The 15,560-nt window shown below is 37.1% G+C and carries 18 protein-coding genes and 1 pseudogene; all 19 read right to left on the bottom strand.

Annotated features, from left to right (window positions below; translation table 11 throughout):
* Window positions 1–21 precede the first annotated feature (21 nt).
* The 19 genes and pseudogenes from AMET_RS18800 to AMET_RS18890 all read right to left on the bottom strand — a co-directional run bounded on the left by AMET_RS18800 (window position 22) and on the right by AMET_RS18890 (window position 15,308).
* The gene (locus AMET_RS18800) at window positions 22–678 is read right to left on the bottom strand and encodes a phosphate propanoyltransferase (RefSeq protein WP_012064898.1); all 657 of its coding nucleotides are present in this window, start codon (window positions 676–678) and stop codon (window positions 22–24) included.
* Window positions 679–2,205 carry an acetaldehyde dehydrogenase (acetylating) gene (locus tag AMET_RS18805; RefSeq protein ID WP_012064899.1) on the bottom strand — a complete coding sequence of 509 codons (1,527 nt, stop codon included), beginning with the start codon at window positions 2,203–2,205 and terminating at the stop codon, window positions 679–681.
* A gap of 372 nt (window positions 2,206–2,577) precedes the next feature.
* Window positions 2,578–2,847: pseudogene (locus AMET_RS27195) on the bottom strand (BMC domain-containing protein); the annotation flags it as partial.
* Between the two features lie 10 nt (window positions 2,848–2,857).
* Window positions 2,858–3,538 carry a cupin domain-containing protein gene (locus tag AMET_RS18815; RefSeq protein WP_012064901.1) on the bottom strand — a complete coding sequence of 227 codons (681 nt, stop codon included), beginning with the start codon at window positions 3,536–3,538 and terminating at the stop codon, window positions 2,858–2,860.
* 45 nt (window positions 3,539–3,583) lie between these two features.
* Window positions 3,584–4,132 carry a BMC domain-containing protein gene (locus AMET_RS18820; protein WP_012064902.1) on the bottom strand — a complete coding sequence of 183 codons (549 nt, stop codon included), beginning with the start codon at window positions 4,130–4,132 and terminating at the stop codon, window positions 3,584–3,586.
* The gene (locus AMET_RS18825; RefSeq protein ID WP_012064903.1) at window positions 4,125–5,462 is read right to left on the bottom strand and encodes a 4Fe-4S dicluster domain-containing protein; all 1,338 of its coding nucleotides are present in this window, start codon (window positions 5,460–5,462) and stop codon (window positions 4,125–4,127) included. The genes AMET_RS18820 and AMET_RS18825 overlap by 8 nt, the downstream gene beginning before the upstream one ends.
* 15 nt (window positions 5,463–5,477) lie before the next feature.
* Window positions 5,478–5,741 carry a EutN/CcmL family microcompartment protein gene (locus AMET_RS18830; protein ID WP_012064904.1) on the bottom strand — a complete coding sequence of 88 codons (264 nt, stop codon included), beginning with the start codon at window positions 5,739–5,741 and terminating at the stop codon, window positions 5,478–5,480.
* Window positions 5,719–6,039 (bottom strand): BMC domain-containing protein, encoded by a 321-nt coding sequence (locus AMET_RS18835; protein ID WP_012064905.1) that lies wholly within the window; start codon window positions 6,037–6,039, stop codon window positions 5,719–5,721. Before AMET_RS18835 ends, AMET_RS18830 begins: the two co-directional genes overlap by 23 nt.
* Window positions 6,040–6,052: 13 nt before the next feature.
* Complete coding sequence (eutJ, locus tag AMET_RS18840; RefSeq protein ID WP_012064906.1) at window positions 6,053–6,898, bottom strand: ethanolamine utilization protein EutJ; 846 nt, start codon at window positions 6,896–6,898, stop codon at window positions 6,053–6,055.
* Window positions 6,880–7,518, bottom strand: a complete 639-nt coding sequence (locus tag AMET_RS18845; protein WP_012064907.1) for a hypothetical protein — start codon at window positions 7,516–7,518, stop codon at window positions 6,880–6,882. Before AMET_RS18845 ends, eutJ begins: the two co-directional genes overlap by 19 nt.
* A gap of 10 nt (window positions 7,519–7,528) precedes the next feature.
* Window positions 7,529–7,978 (bottom strand): EutP/PduV family microcompartment system protein, encoded by a 450-nt coding sequence (locus tag AMET_RS18850; RefSeq protein WP_012064908.1) that lies wholly within the window; start codon window positions 7,976–7,978, stop codon window positions 7,529–7,531.
* Window positions 7,975–8,328: a BMC domain-containing protein gene (locus AMET_RS18855; protein WP_012064909.1), complete on the bottom strand. Its 354-nt coding sequence runs from the start codon at window positions 8,326–8,328 to the stop codon at window positions 7,975–7,977. Before AMET_RS18855 ends, AMET_RS18850 begins: the two co-directional genes overlap by 4 nt.
* A gap of 41 nt (window positions 8,329–8,369) precedes the next feature.
* Window positions 8,370–9,317 (bottom strand): choline TMA-lyase-activating enzyme, encoded by a 948-nt coding sequence (gene cutD, locus AMET_RS18860; RefSeq protein ID WP_012064910.1) that lies wholly within the window; start codon window positions 9,315–9,317, stop codon window positions 8,370–8,372.
* A 130-nt stretch (window positions 9,318–9,447) separates the two neighbouring features.
* Window positions 9,448–11,985, bottom strand: coding sequence for a choline trimethylamine-lyase (gene cutC / locus AMET_RS18865; RefSeq protein WP_012064911.1), 2,538 nt, complete (start codon window positions 11,983–11,985; stop codon window positions 9,448–9,450).
* Between the two features lie 34 nt (window positions 11,986–12,019).
* Window positions 12,020–12,322, bottom strand: a complete 303-nt coding sequence (locus AMET_RS18870; protein WP_012064912.1) for a BMC domain-containing protein — start codon at window positions 12,320–12,322, stop codon at window positions 12,020–12,022.
* Between the two features lie 24 nt (window positions 12,323–12,346).
* Window positions 12,347–12,646: a BMC domain-containing protein gene (locus AMET_RS18875; RefSeq protein ID WP_012064913.1), complete on the bottom strand. Its 300-nt coding sequence runs from the start codon at window positions 12,644–12,646 to the stop codon at window positions 12,347–12,349.
* Between the two features lie 33 nt (window positions 12,647–12,679).
* Window positions 12,680–12,946, bottom strand: a complete 267-nt coding sequence (locus AMET_RS18880; protein WP_012064914.1) for a hypothetical protein — start codon at window positions 12,944–12,946, stop codon at window positions 12,680–12,682.
* Window positions 12,933–14,066: a membrane protein gene (locus AMET_RS18885; protein ID WP_012064915.1), complete on the bottom strand. Its 1,134-nt coding sequence runs from the start codon at window positions 14,064–14,066 to the stop codon at window positions 12,933–12,935. The genes AMET_RS18880 and AMET_RS18885 overlap by 14 nt, the downstream gene beginning before the upstream one ends.
* Window positions 14,067–14,390: 324 nt before the next feature.
* Complete coding sequence (locus tag AMET_RS18890; protein ID WP_012064916.1) at window positions 14,391–15,308, bottom strand: choline kinase family protein; 918 nt, start codon at window positions 15,306–15,308, stop codon at window positions 14,391–14,393.
* Between the last annotated feature and the right edge of the window lie 252 nt (window positions 15,309–15,560).

The raw sequence follows: 15,560 nt of genomic DNA on the forward strand, positions 1-15,560 counted from the left end.
TTCATTCCTCCTAATTTTTTATTATTTTTTTATTTTAACTTTAGAAAAACCATTGATACCCATTGCATTTGCTTCTTCCATATCCACATGAAACTCTATTGCTGAGTTTTCTGTCGCTCTGATTTCAACATGATTGTAAACTCCACCTCGATTGCCACAAACTTCAACTGCAACCACTTGACCATCACTTACTCCAAAGGCTTTCGCCTCCTTGCAATGCATATGAATATGCCTTTTGGCAATAATTAATCCCTTACTCATCATCGAAGCTCCCCTAGGACCCACAAGTGTTATCCCATCAGTTCCCTCGAGGTCTCCAGATAAACGCACTTCAGGATGAACGCCTAACTTATAACTATCACTTGCTAAAACCTCCACTTGGGTACTCCTTCTAACTGGACCTAGAATTCGAACTTTTTCGATAGAGCCTTTAGGTCCACAGAGAATAAGTGTTTCTTTGCAAGCATATTGACCTGGTTGTGATAAATCTTTAGATTTTGTGAGCTGATAGCCTGTACCAAACAATTTATCTACATCGGATTGAGAGAGATGAGCATGTCGATTCGATACCCCTACAGGGATTTCTTCAGGGTCTTTAGGTACTGTAGAATCATTAGAAGAAGTGTTATTTTTTATTACTTCTAATAAAAGCGCTAATACTTCTTCATGAGCACTCATTTAATTAGCCCCTTTCATTGCTTCCACTAGCTCATATACCATTTTCACAAGCTTGTCATTGTCAATGTCTGTAGAATCGTTGTTTTGCATTGATTCTTCACAATTTTTGGGAATATCAAGATTATTCTTCTCAACATCAAAATAGTTAAAAGTTCTATCTCGTGATGCTAGCGTTGCGCAATCCGATAGTCCATAAGCGACGCGTTTAATATTGATTAAATCCATAGGTGAAACATTTTCAGAGGTTGAACTCCCTCCCCAGGTTCCACACCCAAGGGTAAATGATGGAAATAACCCTGTACTTGCACCAGTACCGCCTTGTGCTCCACCTGTATTTACAAGAATACGAGATGCTGGTTTTTTAGCGAACTTCATAACCATTTCTCGATCCTCCGTATGAAGACACATCGTATGTCCTATCCCATTTTGGAGTAAATCAATACTTAAGTTACATGCCTCTTCCCAATCTTTCACCTTATAAAAAGCAATTACTGTAGTTAGCTTTTCGTAAGATAGTGGAAACCCTGTTCCTACCCCTTTTTGTTCTCCTACTAATAACTTTGTCCCTTGAGGGATAACAATTCCTGCTGCATCGCCAATTACTTGAGGGGGTTTTCCAACAAAGTTTGCATTCATGGTATGTCCATCTTTAAATATTATTTTGCAAACTCGCTTTGTTTCCTCCTCCGTCATAAAATATGCACCTTGTTTTTTAAGTTCTTCTATCACTTCATCACTGTTGCTTTCCTCAACAATAATCGATTGTTCAGATGCACAAATGGTCCCATGATCAAAGGTTTTACTTGCAATAATATTGCTTATGGCCTTCGGTATATTTGCTGATTTTTCAATGTATGCAGGTGAATTCCCTGCCCCAACCCCTAAAGCTGGTTTCCCTGCGCTATAAGAGGCTTTTACCATTCCTGGCCCTCCTGTAGCAATAATTAAAGCAATATTCTTATGTTTCATTAACGCATTGGTAGCTTCTACACTAGGTGTCGTAATGCTACTGATAATATTTTCTGGCGCTCCCGCTTGAACGGCTGCATCATTCATTAATTGGATGGCTTTCACGGTACATTTCAATGATGCAGGATGAGGTGAAAACACAATCCCATTTCGGGACTTTATGGAGATAATCGATTTAAAAATTGCTGTTGAAGTTGGGTTAGTAGATGGAATAATCCCCATTAGCAAACCCATAGGTTCTGCTAAATCAATCACTTGTTTTTCTTGATCTTCATCGATTATACCAATGGTTTTCATGTCTTTAATTTCCTCATATAGCATTACAGAAGCCATATGATTTTTATAAGTTTTGTCTTTAACTGTACCAAAACCCGTCTCATCTACTGCCATTTCTGCAAGCATGACGGCATTTTCTTTTGCTACTTTAACCATATTGCAAATAATTTTTTCTATTTGCTCTTTACTATACTCTGAAATTTGATTAGATGCGATTTTCCCTTTTGTTGCCAAGACCCTTGCTTCTTGTATAGAGCGTAAATCTCGATCAAAATCTTCCAAAGCTCCTCCTCCTTTACTCAAATCTCTTAGGTTTTATTATTTCTTCTGATAATATTTCTGTAGCTCACTGAGCAATTTTTTCTTGTTTGCGCTTGAAATACCCCTACCTGTGATGCCAAAGTCTGTATACTGTCTCACTAAATCCCTTAATTCTACGACTTTCTTGCGGCTTAATTTTTCCATTATTTTCTTTAGACCAACTTCTACAACCATTGCATCGATAGATATCTTGTTATCTAAAGACTTTTCTTCTTTAGGAACAGTATCCACTACCACTACTTCTTCTTTCTCTTCTTTCTCTTGATCTATAAGCTGAACATCTTCTTTTTTTTCTTCTAACATGTTTTTTGATTCCTCTTGTTCCTTCGTAGCAATGATGTTCCTTAGTTCATGATCGGGTCTTGGAATTACATGTTTTGATATCAACGAATTTTCATCTACTCTCTGGGCGGCTACAGCACCTGCCTCTACAGAAGCGCTTACAGCTCCAACATCACCACTGACCACAATCGTAACTAAGCCTCCACCTACTTCAGTTTTCTCTAGTAACTTTACATTAGCAGCTTTCAGCATTGCATCTGCACTTTCTATTGCAGCGATAAGTCCTTTTGTTTCAATTAAACCCAAGGCCTCCATGGTCAACGCCTCCTCATTATGCCATCACTTTACTTTTAACATTTTGGCATATGGTATAAAACACTTTTGCTTTGTCCATTGATGCTCTGGTCACGCTAGAACCTGCCGGTATATGGACCACATCACCTTTATTTGCGTGGATTTTATGTCCATCGATGGAAATAGAGACGGATCCTTCTGTAATATAATTCATCTCTTCCCATTCCACTTTTTTATAAAAACTCGTGTGATCAATGATAAAAAATCCTGAATTCATAGTTCCTTCATCTTTACCCACTAATTCTTGGGATTTTAACTGATGATTTTCCACTCCCATATACGAAGGTTTGAACTTCACTGACTGACCACGTACAACTTTAATACCATTAGAAGCCTTCTCATAAGAATAGGGCTGCTCACCTAAAACAGAGTTAATGATGTTTTCTAGCAAACCTTGGTTTTTCAATACTAATAAAGCTTTGTAAATCATTTCACTGTCTAACTCAGTATTTTCCTTGTTTGAAATCTTTGGATCTTCAAATTCATTTTGGAACATCAAATCACTGCAATTTTCTTCTTGATAAACAAACTGAACTTCCATAGCCTTAGCAACATCTTTTGCGGATGGAGTGATGATGGTGTTCTCATCAACAAGGATTGTTTTTACCCCTTTGTCATGGGTTACTTCCACATCCCTTGCACAGATTAAGCTCTTCATTTTTTCACATCCTCTCTTTATATTTTGTGCATTGATTAAGATCGATTAAAGAATCGATGTCAATAAAGATTTCGAAGGTGATGGAATCATTTCCACATTTACAATGGGTCCATGTTCTTTTGCTACCCCTAGACCTGCTTGAATTCCTGTCTCAACAGCTGCTACATCTCCTGTGAAAACAAAAAATGACTTTCCTCCTAGACCATTTCCCAGACGCAATTCTATAGGTTCTAACTCTGCTGCTTTTAATATCGCATCTGCGGAAATTATCATGGTTGCTAAATCAAAAGATTCAAGTATTCCCAAGGCTTGAATCGATTCTGGCATGGTTGCGCCAACAATCGCTGAAAAGATTTGAGAATCAATATTGGGTATGACAATAGAGTCAATTACGTGTTCTGCTCCCTCATGGATTCCAACTGCCACAGCGTCTTCTACTGATGCCACATCACCATGGACAATAGCAATGTATTTTCCTGGACAGGTAGATCCCGCTGTGATAATCTCCACTTCTGAAGTTTTTAACATCTGATCCGCTACATAAATGCCTCGAGAAATGCTTAGAAGCTCCATCATTCCAATGGCCTTAGACATACTTTTCACCCCTTATAACAATGAAATCTTTCTCAACACTTGACACTTTTCCAGATATACTAGCATGAGTACTAGCACTTAAGCTTCCATCAGGAGCTCTCCCGATCATTTGACCTAGCTGTACTTCATCGTTAACTGATACAATCGGATTCGATGGTGCTCCTACATGCTGGCGCATTGATATAATCACTTCATCTACCCTTACTTCCTCTTTTATCAATGGTGCTTTTTCATCGAATTTGCTTAATCCTAAACGGGCTACCAGTCTTTTACTTGGAACCATTCTATATTCACGTATTTCATGGGGTTTATAAGATTTTTCTTGAGGTTGGTATTTCACTTTATGCTCTGCTAACTCCTCTTTAAAAAAAGTATTATTCCTTTGGGGATAAAGCCCAGATTTACATGCGAAAAGCTCACATAAATTGCACTGACAACAAAGTTGAACTCTTTTTAAATGATTCATATTTGGTGTTAAGTAATTGGATGCATTCATAATTTTATGAGGTTGTATGCTATGACCAATCAAAAAACGCGGACATAAGTCAGTACATAAGCGACATTGTTCACAGGCCGATCTGTTTATACGCCTACTTTGTTTCCAGGTTACAGTTTTTTTCTTGATTAAATAGTGATCTTTATGAAGAACAATGTATCCTTTGCTTTTCTTAGTTACTGATCCTTCTAAAGATTCCAGCACTCTTCCCATCATCGGGCCACCATCAATAACTCGATGGTTTTGAAAATCATTGATACCCGTCAATTTTAAAGCATCGATAATTTTCATTCCTACGGGTACTTTTGCCGTTAAGGGGTTGGGCACGTCACCTGAAACAGTGATATAACTGTGTGTAACTGGATCTTGATTGATGGCTCTGTGAATATTTAGTGCTGTTTCAGAATTGATCACGACACAACCTACATGAATGGGTATTCCAGCTTCAGGAACAACCCTCCCTGTAAGCTCATAAACTAAAACCTGTTCATCTCCAGCTGGATAAACGTCAGCCATTTTTTTAATTTCCACCGTTGATTCTACTTGTAATTCTTTAATTTTTCTTTCTAATTTGTCAATTACCTTGGTGTGTTTTTCCTTAATTCCGATCAATGCTTTTTTCCCTTTAACATGCTGTCTCGCTTTTTCTAAACCCTTAATGACTTCTTCTGGAAAATATTCCATCAGCTGTTGATCTACCCTTAGTAGGGGTTCACATTCTGCGCCATTCAAAAGAACGAATTCAGCTTTTGCATCGAGTTTCACATGGGTTGGAAAACCAGCACCACCAGCTCCAATGACACCTGCTTCTTTTATCTGATCCCGAAGATTCATCTTTAGCCTCCTGCATTATTTAAAGTTACAATCTTCATCAACAATCCCTACAACTGCTGCATCTACTGGCAACTCATCATTGCAAAGCATTTTTCTTGCTCCTGATCCTGTACAAACAATTACCACATCACCAATACCTGCACCAACGATATCTACAACGATAAATCTTCTCCCTTTGTTTGAACCTTGGATTTCTTCTGCTAACATGAATTTAAATCCATCGAGGGCATGGGCCTTTTTTGTTGCCCATACATTATTAATGAGTTTTCCAATTAGCATAGGTTTTCTCCTTTCCAAGTTCTCTTTTGATCTCATCGAATGCAGATTCAACCGAGGAAGTGTCTCCCCAGATTGCAATCATAATCATATTTTGAGGACAGCTTCCATTGATGTCGGAGACCATTACGCCTGCAGTTTTTTCAGCAATGTCTGAAGCATGGATCATATCAATCATTTTTCCTTGCATCAATCCCAAAGCATCTGCTTCTAAAATGTCTCCTTTGGCATTTAGTCCTAGTCTTTTATTCAATATATCTAGGGTTCCTTTTGTTGGCGATTTGATGATTTTTAGTTCCATTGCCCCTTCTCTCCTATTCTAATTCTTCTTGGGTGCAACTCAACGCAATACCTAACGGTGTGACAAACATAGGATTGCGAGGTTTATAGGTGGTAATCCCAGTTCTTTTCTCAATGATTTTTTCAATCCCCGTTAAACAAGATGTTCCACCAACCAAATGAATTTCCCTAACATCCCGGTGATCAGTATGTCTGCTAATAATAGATGAGATCTTCTCAATGACTGGCTTTAAAATTGGTAATATTTCCTTGTGATTTTTCTTTTCTCGCTTAAACACTTCTGCTTCTTCAAAGGGCCACCCATATGAACCCGAAAGTACTAAAGAAAAATGCGTGCCACCTGTGGCTTCATCGGCAATATAAACTACTTCCCCATCCTTTAAGATAGATATCCCAGTAGTACCGCCTCCTATATCTACCACTGCACCATTTTGGATATTTAGTACTTTGTTTGCAGCAGTTGGTTCGTCTAAAACATTTGTCAAAACAAACCCAGCTGCCTCCACTACATTTCTTACTACCCCAGAATCTAAAACATCGGTTCCAGGTGGAATTGCGGCTGCTCCATATATTAACTCTGTCTTTAGTTTCTCTTCGATTTCTTGTTTTAGTTCCCGTACAATTTTTATCGCTCCGATATAGTCTACTACCATGCCATCGCGAACCACATCCGCATATTTGTATGCTCCTGCCACGGGTTGATGATATTCATTAAGCACGGAGATCACAACACAGGCTGTTCCTAAATCAATTCCTGTATAATATACCTTTGATTTTTCTGTTTTGGGTTTTTCTATCACTTTTTCAAATTCTTTAACAAATAAATCACTGTTATGATGATTCAATGATTTTTGTGACATTTTTCACCTCCATAACCCATACAAATCATTTGTGATAAACGGTTCATGCATAGATACAATTTTTGTAAAATTTCTTGTGATAACGCTTCATTAGATTCTTTACTGTTACAATGTAGTTCCAACAAGATTCCTGCCTCAACCCCTCTTATTTTAGACCGCAGTCCATGGAGTAAAAGCATTTCTTTACCTTTGGGATTTTTTAGGTGTTCTTCAGAGATTTCAAAGCAATCATCTTGATTTAACCATCGCCCCTCAAACTTCATCCCATGACAATCAATAAATGAATGTTCTTCTATAGAAGAACATGCATTATCTTTTCCACTGAAATGCTTCTTGATTTTTATCAATTCCTCCACAACCTTAGGATCCTTTTCAAAAAGTTCTACGGCTACCAGTAAAATCTCAGATCCTAGCCATTTCAATTGTTTTTCAACCCAATTTTCAAAATAACTAGTCTTTTTTATTGTAGTTTCAGATACTTCCACGATATCGATCTTTTGATCTAGCAAATACTGTCTGGCACTAGGTGTTAATTTTTCTCCACTTTTCATTCTGTAAATCGTAAAAGGCTCTACATGTTTTTTGCTCCTCAGTTCTTCTTCTGTAATGAAATTCATCATTATTTCCCCTTTACCAGTGAACTTCACTTAATTTTAACCGACATTTGAGTAGTGAAATCCCTGTGTGCTCCTTCGTATTAAGATAATAATACGGCTCAGATACACCTGCCATTTTTAGGTATTTTTTGCACAAATCTTCATTTTCTATGTCCTTGTTTACCTTTGTGATCACACCGATGACCGGAGAATTGAATGATTTTGCGAAACCTGGCGGATACAAATTAATAGGACTTATCTGGTCCACTAAGATTAAAATGTGGGATGCATCTTGTGCTAAAGCAATGAGGTGTTTATACATCGATGGATTTTCTATAAAAGAACTGGGAATATCAATCGTGTTTTTATCATAGATGATGTCTTGAGACTTTTTCATCCTTTGATTGCTATGATTCAGTATCCTAGCCAATGAGGTTTTTCCACTTTGTTTCGGACCAATAATCATCACTCTTTTTTTTCTCATGTTCTGGTTACCTTAGGAATCGTGAAGTTTAAAAGTTCCTTTAGGGTTTCATTTACACTGTTTAATGCGGTTTCTACCGATTGTACATCCCCAGTGACAATTAAAGAACCTGTAAATCGATCTAAAAAACCAATCTCCACATCTGCACTTTTCGTTACAATATCAGCTGCAATAATCGAAGCTTCGTAAGGAGTAATCGTGAGTATTCCTATGGCTTCATTTTCTTCAATTCCTAATCTTTCATAAATCCCATTCATGGGCGATGCAATAATATGAGCAATCGTTACTTGTTTTCCTGGTACAGATTCTTGTATTACTCTTTGCATCGATTTTTCTCCAACATCTCCCATCATTCTCCTCATTCCTTCTTTTTTATGCTATCCACCTACGATTAATGAAGAATTACCGTAACGGGTAAATCGTATTTTTCTATCCAACTCTCGATCTTCTTTAAATCCTCTTTATTTAAACTAGGATCTCCCTCAATGGGGTAGGTTTTATCTAATAATCTATATTTGTTTACTCCGAGTTTATGATAAGGTAATAAATCAATTCCTTTAAAGTTTTCATAATTTTTATAGGGCTCAATAAATCTCATCAGCTTATCAATGTCTTCCTTTCGATCATTCACCCCTTTTAAAAGAGGCATTCTAATTTTAACATTATACTTCCTGTTGAGAAGCTCTTTTAAATTATCGAAAATTCTATCATTATACACACCTGTCCACTGATAATGCTTTTCAGAGTTAATATGCTTTAGATCATAAAGAAATAAATCTACATTTTCCGCTAATTTCAATAGATTTTCAGAATTCACATAACCACTTGTCTCAATAGCTGTATGAATCCATTCCTTCTTACATGCTTTTAAGAGCTGCCCTGCAAAATCAGATTGCATCAAGACTTCGCCTCCACCTAGAGTCACCCCTCCCCCTGATAAATCATAAAAGGGTGAATCTTCTTCAATAATCTCAAGAAGTTCCTCTACAGTTTTGTCTTCCCCCATAATGGATATTGCGTTCTTTTGACATTCTTCTTCACATTTCCGGCACCCAATGCAGGTTTTGCTGCGATCAATTAAGTGTTTTCCCCCTTGAGCACTATGAATCCCAACAGGACATACTGCAACACAAGTTTGACACCTACTGCATATCTTTTCATCAAAAAGAACTTCGAAGTCCTTTTCCAACCCCTCTGGATTTGAGCACCATTTACATCTTAATGGGCACCCTTTGAAAAACACTAGAGTTCTAACCCCTGGCCCATCATAGGTATTATACTTTTGGATGTTGAATATCCTTCCTGTATCTTTTATTGTATTTTTTGTACAATAGCTCATATTTAGAGTCTCCTATAATCTAGATTCCTTAGTCTTTCCCCTAAGAGACGCTGAACCTTTTTATGAATTTTATAGGTAAAGCATCCCTTGAAGGTGTGTTTTAAATAAGTTTTTTTCATTAAAAGTTTGTTTAAATTTTTGTTAACATGGTTCGACTTATGATCTCGTCTTGAACGTCTTTGCATAGTTCCACAAAGAAAGCACTATAACCAGCTACTCGTACGATCAAGTCCCGATATTGTTCAGGATTTTTCTGTGCTTTAATTAACGTTTCATTGTCTAGGTAATTAAACTGCATTTCTCCTACCCCTAGCATAGAAGCAGTTCGAAGTAATGTTACAATTCCTTCTTCCCCTTCAGGAGTATCTAGCAAGCCAGACATAAGTTTAAAATTGTGTACCATACCAATATTCATATTGTCACAAGCCATTTTTGAAACGGATTTAATGGTTGCAGTAGGTCCTTTGAAATCAGCTCCTTGAGTTGGACTTATTCCATCGGACAACGGTGCCCAGGCTTTCCTGCCATTAGCAGAGGCTCCAGTTAATTGCCCAAAAGGTGTATTATTTGAAATAGACAGTGTACCATGGCTTAATACTGAGTAAAGCGTTTTATACTTTCGATGCTCATTTTCTGTATAATTGACTAAATCCACAGCAATTAAGTCAGCATAGTCGTCATCGTTTCCGTATTTAGGCGCTTTTAAGCAATCATTTCTTAGCTCTTCGTGGCCCTCAAAATCTTTATTTAACGCTTCATTTAGCTGTTTAAATGTGTATTTCTTTTCATCAAATACTAGCTTTTTAATTGCCGCCATGGAATCTACATAAGTAGCTAGTCCACTCCAAACCACTCCTGGACCAAAGTTGTACATCGCTCCTCCTGAAGAAACATCTTTTCCTTTTTCCATACAACCTTCGTACATAATAGACATCAGAGGTTTTGGAGCTAATTCTCGGTGTACTCTTTGTGTAATTACTGTAGCAATACTACTTAATTTCGTAATGTAATTGATTTGCTCTTTTACGGCCTTTTCAAAATCTTCATAAGAGGCAAACCCATCTACATCCCCTGTGTCTGGACAAACTTTCTTTCCATACCAGAGAGGAATTCCTTTATTTAAAGCAAGCTCTATACAAATTGGCCACTGAGTATACGCCGTTGAAGTCCACTGATATAAACGCCCTGATTTTTGAGGTTCCACACAGCCCATTAAACAGTAATCTCTTGCATCTTCGATGGAAACCCCCTTTGCCAGCATCATTTTGATATGTACATCATCAAAATGACAAGCTGGGAACCCCATTCCAGATCGAACCACATCCACAATTTTCCTTAAGTATTTTTTAGGAGATTTACTGTGGATCCTTGTTGCTAATGAAGGTTGATAAATCTTCACATGTCGAACGGCATCCATCAATAGATAAGTCAGATCATTGGTTGCATCTAATCCTTCTCTTGTCACACCACCTACACACATATTAATGAATGGCTGATAACCCGCAAAGAACTTGGAACTACCTTCACTTGTTAACCACATCATTTCTGACATCTTAATTAACATGGAGCCCGCTAATTCAAAAGCTTCATACTCACTTAAGTTTCCATTTTTAAGATCTTGCTCAAAGAATGGGTGCATGTACTGATCTACTCTTCCAATGGACATCCCTGTTTGATTTTCCTCTACAACAAGTAAGGATTCTACTGTCCATACCGATTGAATTGCTTCCCAAAAGTTGTTTGGTTTATGCGCAGGAACTCTTTTGTTTACTTCCGCAATTTTCATCAGTTCCGCTTTACGGTTAGGATTGCTTTCTTTTTGGGCTAATTCCATAGCATATTCCGACAACCTTCTAGCGTAAACCATAACCCCTTCAGTTGTTTGGATTACAGACTTGTAAAAATATATTTTTTCTATATCCTCTGGATTTTCATAACTTAGCTCATTAAGCTTTTCCTTCGCTTCTTCTTGGATATCAAGCATTCCTTTTTTCATTAAAATCACATCATATCCTGGATTGGAGTCCCCACCACCATTTAGTGCATGATAGGAACAGTCGGATACAAAGGATTCTCCTGAAATTTCCCAAACACCCGCTTCCCTAAATTGATCCTCACTGTGCTCGTCCACAGATTTCCCTTTCCAATAAGGGAAGATCTCCTCTACCAATTCTTTTTTATCTTCTTCAGAGATATAAAAAGGATCTTGAGACCTATTGGCAATGGTATCTAACTCTTCCTCTAGCCATCTCCATGAAATATCCGGTGAAAATGCCCCCGCTCGCGGAGCACCACATGGAGCACCGACGATCAGTTCATGGTCTTGAATTACTAAGGGAGCCGTTTCACAACAATAACGGAAGCTTTTAGCTCTTAACAATATTTTTGGCATTCCAGGGTTTTCTTTTGCAATTTTTGTAATGGCTCGCGCTCGGTGAATGGAAATCGATGGCTTCCATTTTAAGTAGTTGTCTTTTAAGGTTTTTAATCGTTCTGTAATTCCCGTAGGAATTCCCTGATGATTTTCTCTATATAAAGAAATATCTGTGTCTTCTTTTGGAATTTCTTGTGTGATTCCTTGAAAAATTTTCTTCAAAGCATTTCGTTCTTCTTCTGACATATTTTTAGTGGCTTCTACGAATTTAATTGAGAATTCTCGAATATTCAAGCTTCATCCCTCCAATTTCCTTAATTTTCTCATTTTATGGATTAAGTGTTTCTAGGCTGTAACGGGAAATGATTTTTTCAATATCATGATGGGGACTAGGAATTACTAAAGAACTATAAACCTCAGACCCCATTTCTTTAACTGCTCTTATCCCACTTTCTACTGCAGCTTTACAAGCTCCTACATCCCCTCTAACCAGAACAGAAATATAACCCGACGCCACATTTTCAAATCCAATTAGATCCACATCTGCTGCTTTACACATGGCATCCGCTGCTTCTAGTACGAAAACAATCCCAAAGGTTTCGATTAAACCCAAGGCTTTGTAATTATTCATCGTTGTCTTCACCCCTAATCCTTTTTATTTATTATCAATGTCATAAATAGAAACAATGTGACCTATATTTTCTATGGGTCTAGGCATAACATGTTGCGCTGTTAACTTCCCTATAGTAGAAGCAGCAGTCGCCCCAGCTTCTACTGCAGCTTTTACTGCTGCTACATCCCCTTTGATCATCACTGTAACTAATGTTGAACCGATATTTTCATAGGCTACAATTTCTACATTCGAAGCCTTCAACATCTTATCTGCTGCTTCTACTGCAGGAACCATTCCAATTGTTTCTATAAGACCTAGTGCTTCCTCACCGTGATACCTCATTTTTTTCTTCATCCTTTCGAATGTAATCTTTATTTAGCTTTCAATAAAATTATTGATTACTTCTTCTCCTTCTGCATGGGCTCGAAAATAAATTCTTAGCTCCCCTTTGTTGTTTAACTCAAACCTGCTTTCTTCTAATAATCCATTGGCTTCAGCCGTCATTAGCGCGTTAATTACTTCCTCTTTGTTAAGAGCTTTGAATTTTCCATATTCTCCTCGAAGCGCATCAATTACATCTTCAGCTGAAGCTTCTTTCACCTTTGTAAAATGTTTTAAAATAGCGTAATTAAGCGGTTTCATCGATTATTTCCTCCTTGTCTTTATGGAATAAATCCATTGGATTCATAGCAATTACTAAGATTCCAAAAGCCATCATGATCGCTGCAAACCATTCTAATGCAGTTAAACTCCAACCTGGTTCTCCAATAATCACACCCAATAATATCCAGCAACAAAGTGGACCAAAGAATGAGTAAGTTCCATTAGTTGCCATTCCTAAAGCAGCTCCCGTCATACTATTTCCTTTGTACCACCACATAAATGAAATGAAGGCAAAGAACCCGGATACTGCAAACCAAATCATGGCTGAACCACTAGTAAATGCTTGTCCTGCAAGCTCAAAGGGAATAGAAATTCCTCCAGCAATGAACCCTAAAATCGGTAATAAGATGAAAATATTTGCTAATCCAGAAGTAACTTGTCTAACAGTGATACTAATTTCAGAATCCACCATAGCTGATCCATATCCAGCCAGCACTCCTTCAAATCCCCATCCTAAGGCTGCCACCAAAGCCACGATTAAACCTAATCCAACGCTATCAGCAGCATCTCCTCCAATACCAATACTTCCAATGATAATACTAGCCGTTACACAGATTAATACTCCCACGGACATCCTTTTATTTAATTCTTGCTTGTATAATACTCTTCCTAATATTGCTCCAATAGCAGGACAAAGGGCAGTGATGGGAATCGCAATGGAACCCGCTAATTGAATCGCAACAATATACGCTACATTGGCAATCGGTCCACCAAGCAATGCAGCAACCATAATCATTCTTCCTGGTTTTGTATTTATCGTTCTAAAAAAATCTCCTAATTTCCCTTTAATGCCGTTGTTTAATAATGCCCATATCGCACTACAAATGTCGTTCACTGCTGTTCCTAAAGCTCCCAAAATAAATACTACCGTAAAAGCTGAAAGCCCAGTACTGTTTGCCCCATACCAGTCTGCCCAGACCCCCCTAGACATCCCTAGAGTAATAAAAGCTGCGAACATCCCATAGGTTAACCCCGATAACAAGCCTATGGTAATTCCTTTTTTAAAAAATTTTGCTGACAATTCCTTTTTAGCTATCCGTGCTGATACATTTGAGTTTTTTACGTAAGACGGATTTGCCACATTTTCTGCTTGACTCATAACTCAAAACTCCCCCTCTTGTTCATTTTTTTATCCTTCTTTATTTAGTGCCTTTGCGATGATGCCACCCTTCAACAAATATTCTGAAAATAGCTTAAGCCCATTATAGCCCATCTAATTCTTCTGGCATTGCAGAAATCGTTTTTATTTACAGTATTATTTCTACATAGTTTTTAGATTAAATGGATTTTTGTCATCTTTGTATTTTATCGTTACATCTTTCATTTTTTATAGTGGGAATTCTCCCATAAATTCTTAGTCAAAAAAAACTTCCTTATATACAGGAAGTTTTAAAGTGTTATTTATTGTTTTTTTATCCTTGGGCTAATTATAATCAGCCATAGTTGCTATGGGGTATTCTGCTTCATTGTTCATTTCCCTTATGTTCTTTTTAAAGCGTTCATATCTCATATAGCAATATTGGAGAAAGTCATCTCCATTGTAATGTCGAATTAAAGCCCAAACCGTCCACAGTAGATCTTGAGCAAGAATATAACATTTGATATTCCCTAATTCTTTATCATTTGGCACTCTTTGATAATAGCTTTTATAAAGGTTTTCGACGCCTTCTTGGGTTAGTCTTGATTCTAGTATATATGCAGCAATATCCCAGTTTGGATCATTCATGCCAGAATACTCCCAGTCAACAAGATAAGCCACCCCATCTTTGTCCATAATAAAATTTTCAGGAACCGTATCATTATGACATGGTAGAAAGTTCATTTCAGTCAGATGATTTTCCATGTATTCAAATAATTGTTCTTTATGCTCCAAATAATCAAAGAAAAAGCTACCATTTAACTCTTCTACCAGTGATTCGTACTTATCTAACTCAGACTTAAAGTCGAATTCATTGGAAAAAGTGTATTTACTTTGATGAATTTTCCTCATAATTTCAGATACTGCTTCTATATTTTGGGGGGAGTTTGGGTTCAAGTTTGCAATATTTTCACTGTTTGGGATGTACTTACTAAACTTTGTTCCACTTTCTTCATCAAAATATACACATTCTGAATTAATTCCCATTTGAGAAGCAATACGATTATTTTCTTTTTCCACTTTTCGATCAATCATTTTATTCGTCATCCCTCCCGGTTGACGAATCACATACTCCGTTCCTTTAATTTGCATGATATAGTTGTAATTTGTTAATCCTCCAGCAAATCGTGATTTATCAAATTCGATTGAATCATCTTGGAAATAAGTTTGTAATTTTTTTTCTACTACAGCCTCTATGCTCATTTCCTATCCTCCATCCTTACAATCAACCTTTTACATTTACTCGCTCCATTATAGCAAAACGTATATATTATATCAACATGTTGTTTTATAAGCTTTACATAACTTAAAATATGATTATAACTTAATGATAGGCTTTTACGCAACCCTTCAACTAAGTTTATGGAATTTCGCCAACAACTTATAACATTTCTACAATAATCTAGACTTTATCCAACTTTATTTAAAAAACAGAATAAATAGTTATATAACCAG

This window comes from Alkaliphilus metalliredigens QYMF, assembly GCF_000016985.1.
GTDB lineage: Bacteria > Bacillota > Clostridia > Peptostreptococcales > Natronincolaceae > Alkaliphilus_A > Alkaliphilus_A metalliredigens.

Coding starts and splice junctions, on each gene's coding strand:
- AMET_RS18800 (WP_012064898.1), bottom strand. CDS start 678: ATGAGTGCTCATGAAGAAGTATTAGCGCTTTTATTAGAAGTAATAAAA.
- AMET_RS18815 (WP_012064901.1), bottom strand. CDS start 3,538: ATGAAGAGCTTAATCTGTGCAAGGGATGTGGAAGTAACCCATGACAAA.
- AMET_RS18820 (WP_012064902.1), bottom strand. CDS start 4,132: ATGTCTAAGGCCATTGGAATGATGGAGCTTCTAAGCATTTCTCGAGGC.
- AMET_RS18825 (WP_012064903.1), bottom strand. CDS start 5,462: ATGAATCTTCGGGATCAGATAAAAGAAGCAGGTGTCATTGGAGCTGGT.
- AMET_RS18830 (WP_012064904.1), bottom strand. CDS start 5,741: ATGCTAATTGGAAAACTCATTAATAATGTATGGGCAACAAAAAAGGCC.
- AMET_RS18835 (WP_012064905.1), bottom strand. CDS start 6,039: ATGGAACTAAAAATCATCAAATCGCCAACAAAAGGAACCCTAGATATA.
- eutJ (WP_012064906.1), bottom strand. CDS start 6,898: ATGTCACAAAAATCATTGAATCATCATAACAGTGATTTATTTGTTAAA.
- AMET_RS18845 (WP_012064907.1), bottom strand. CDS start 7,518: ATGATGAATTTCATTACAGAAGAAGAACTGAGGAGCAAAAAACATGTA.
- AMET_RS18850 (WP_012064908.1), bottom strand. CDS start 7,978: ATGAGAAAAAAAAGAGTGATGATTATTGGTCCGAAACAAAGTGGAAAA.
- AMET_RS18855 (WP_012064909.1), bottom strand. CDS start 8,328: ATGGGAGATGTTGGAGAAAAATCGATGCAAAGAGTAATACAAGAATCT.
- cutD (WP_012064910.1), bottom strand. CDS start 9,317: ATGAGCTATTGTACAAAAAATACAATAAAAGATACAGGAAGGATATTC.
- AMET_RS18870 (WP_012064912.1), bottom strand. CDS start 12,322: ATGAATAATTACAAAGCCTTGGGTTTAATCGAAACCTTTGGGATTGTT.
- AMET_RS18875 (WP_012064913.1), bottom strand. CDS start 12,646: ATGAGGTATCACGGTGAGGAAGCACTAGGTCTTATAGAAACAATTGGA.
- AMET_RS18880 (WP_012064914.1), bottom strand. CDS start 12,946: ATGAAACCGCTTAATTACGCTATTTTAAAACATTTTACAAAGGTGAAA.
- AMET_RS18885 (WP_012064915.1), bottom strand. CDS start 14,066: ATGAGTCAAGCAGAAAATGTGGCAAATCCGTCTTACGTAAAAAACTCA.
- AMET_RS18890 (WP_012064916.1), bottom strand. CDS start 15,308: ATGAGCATAGAGGCTGTAGTAGAAAAAAAATTACAAACTTATTTCCAA.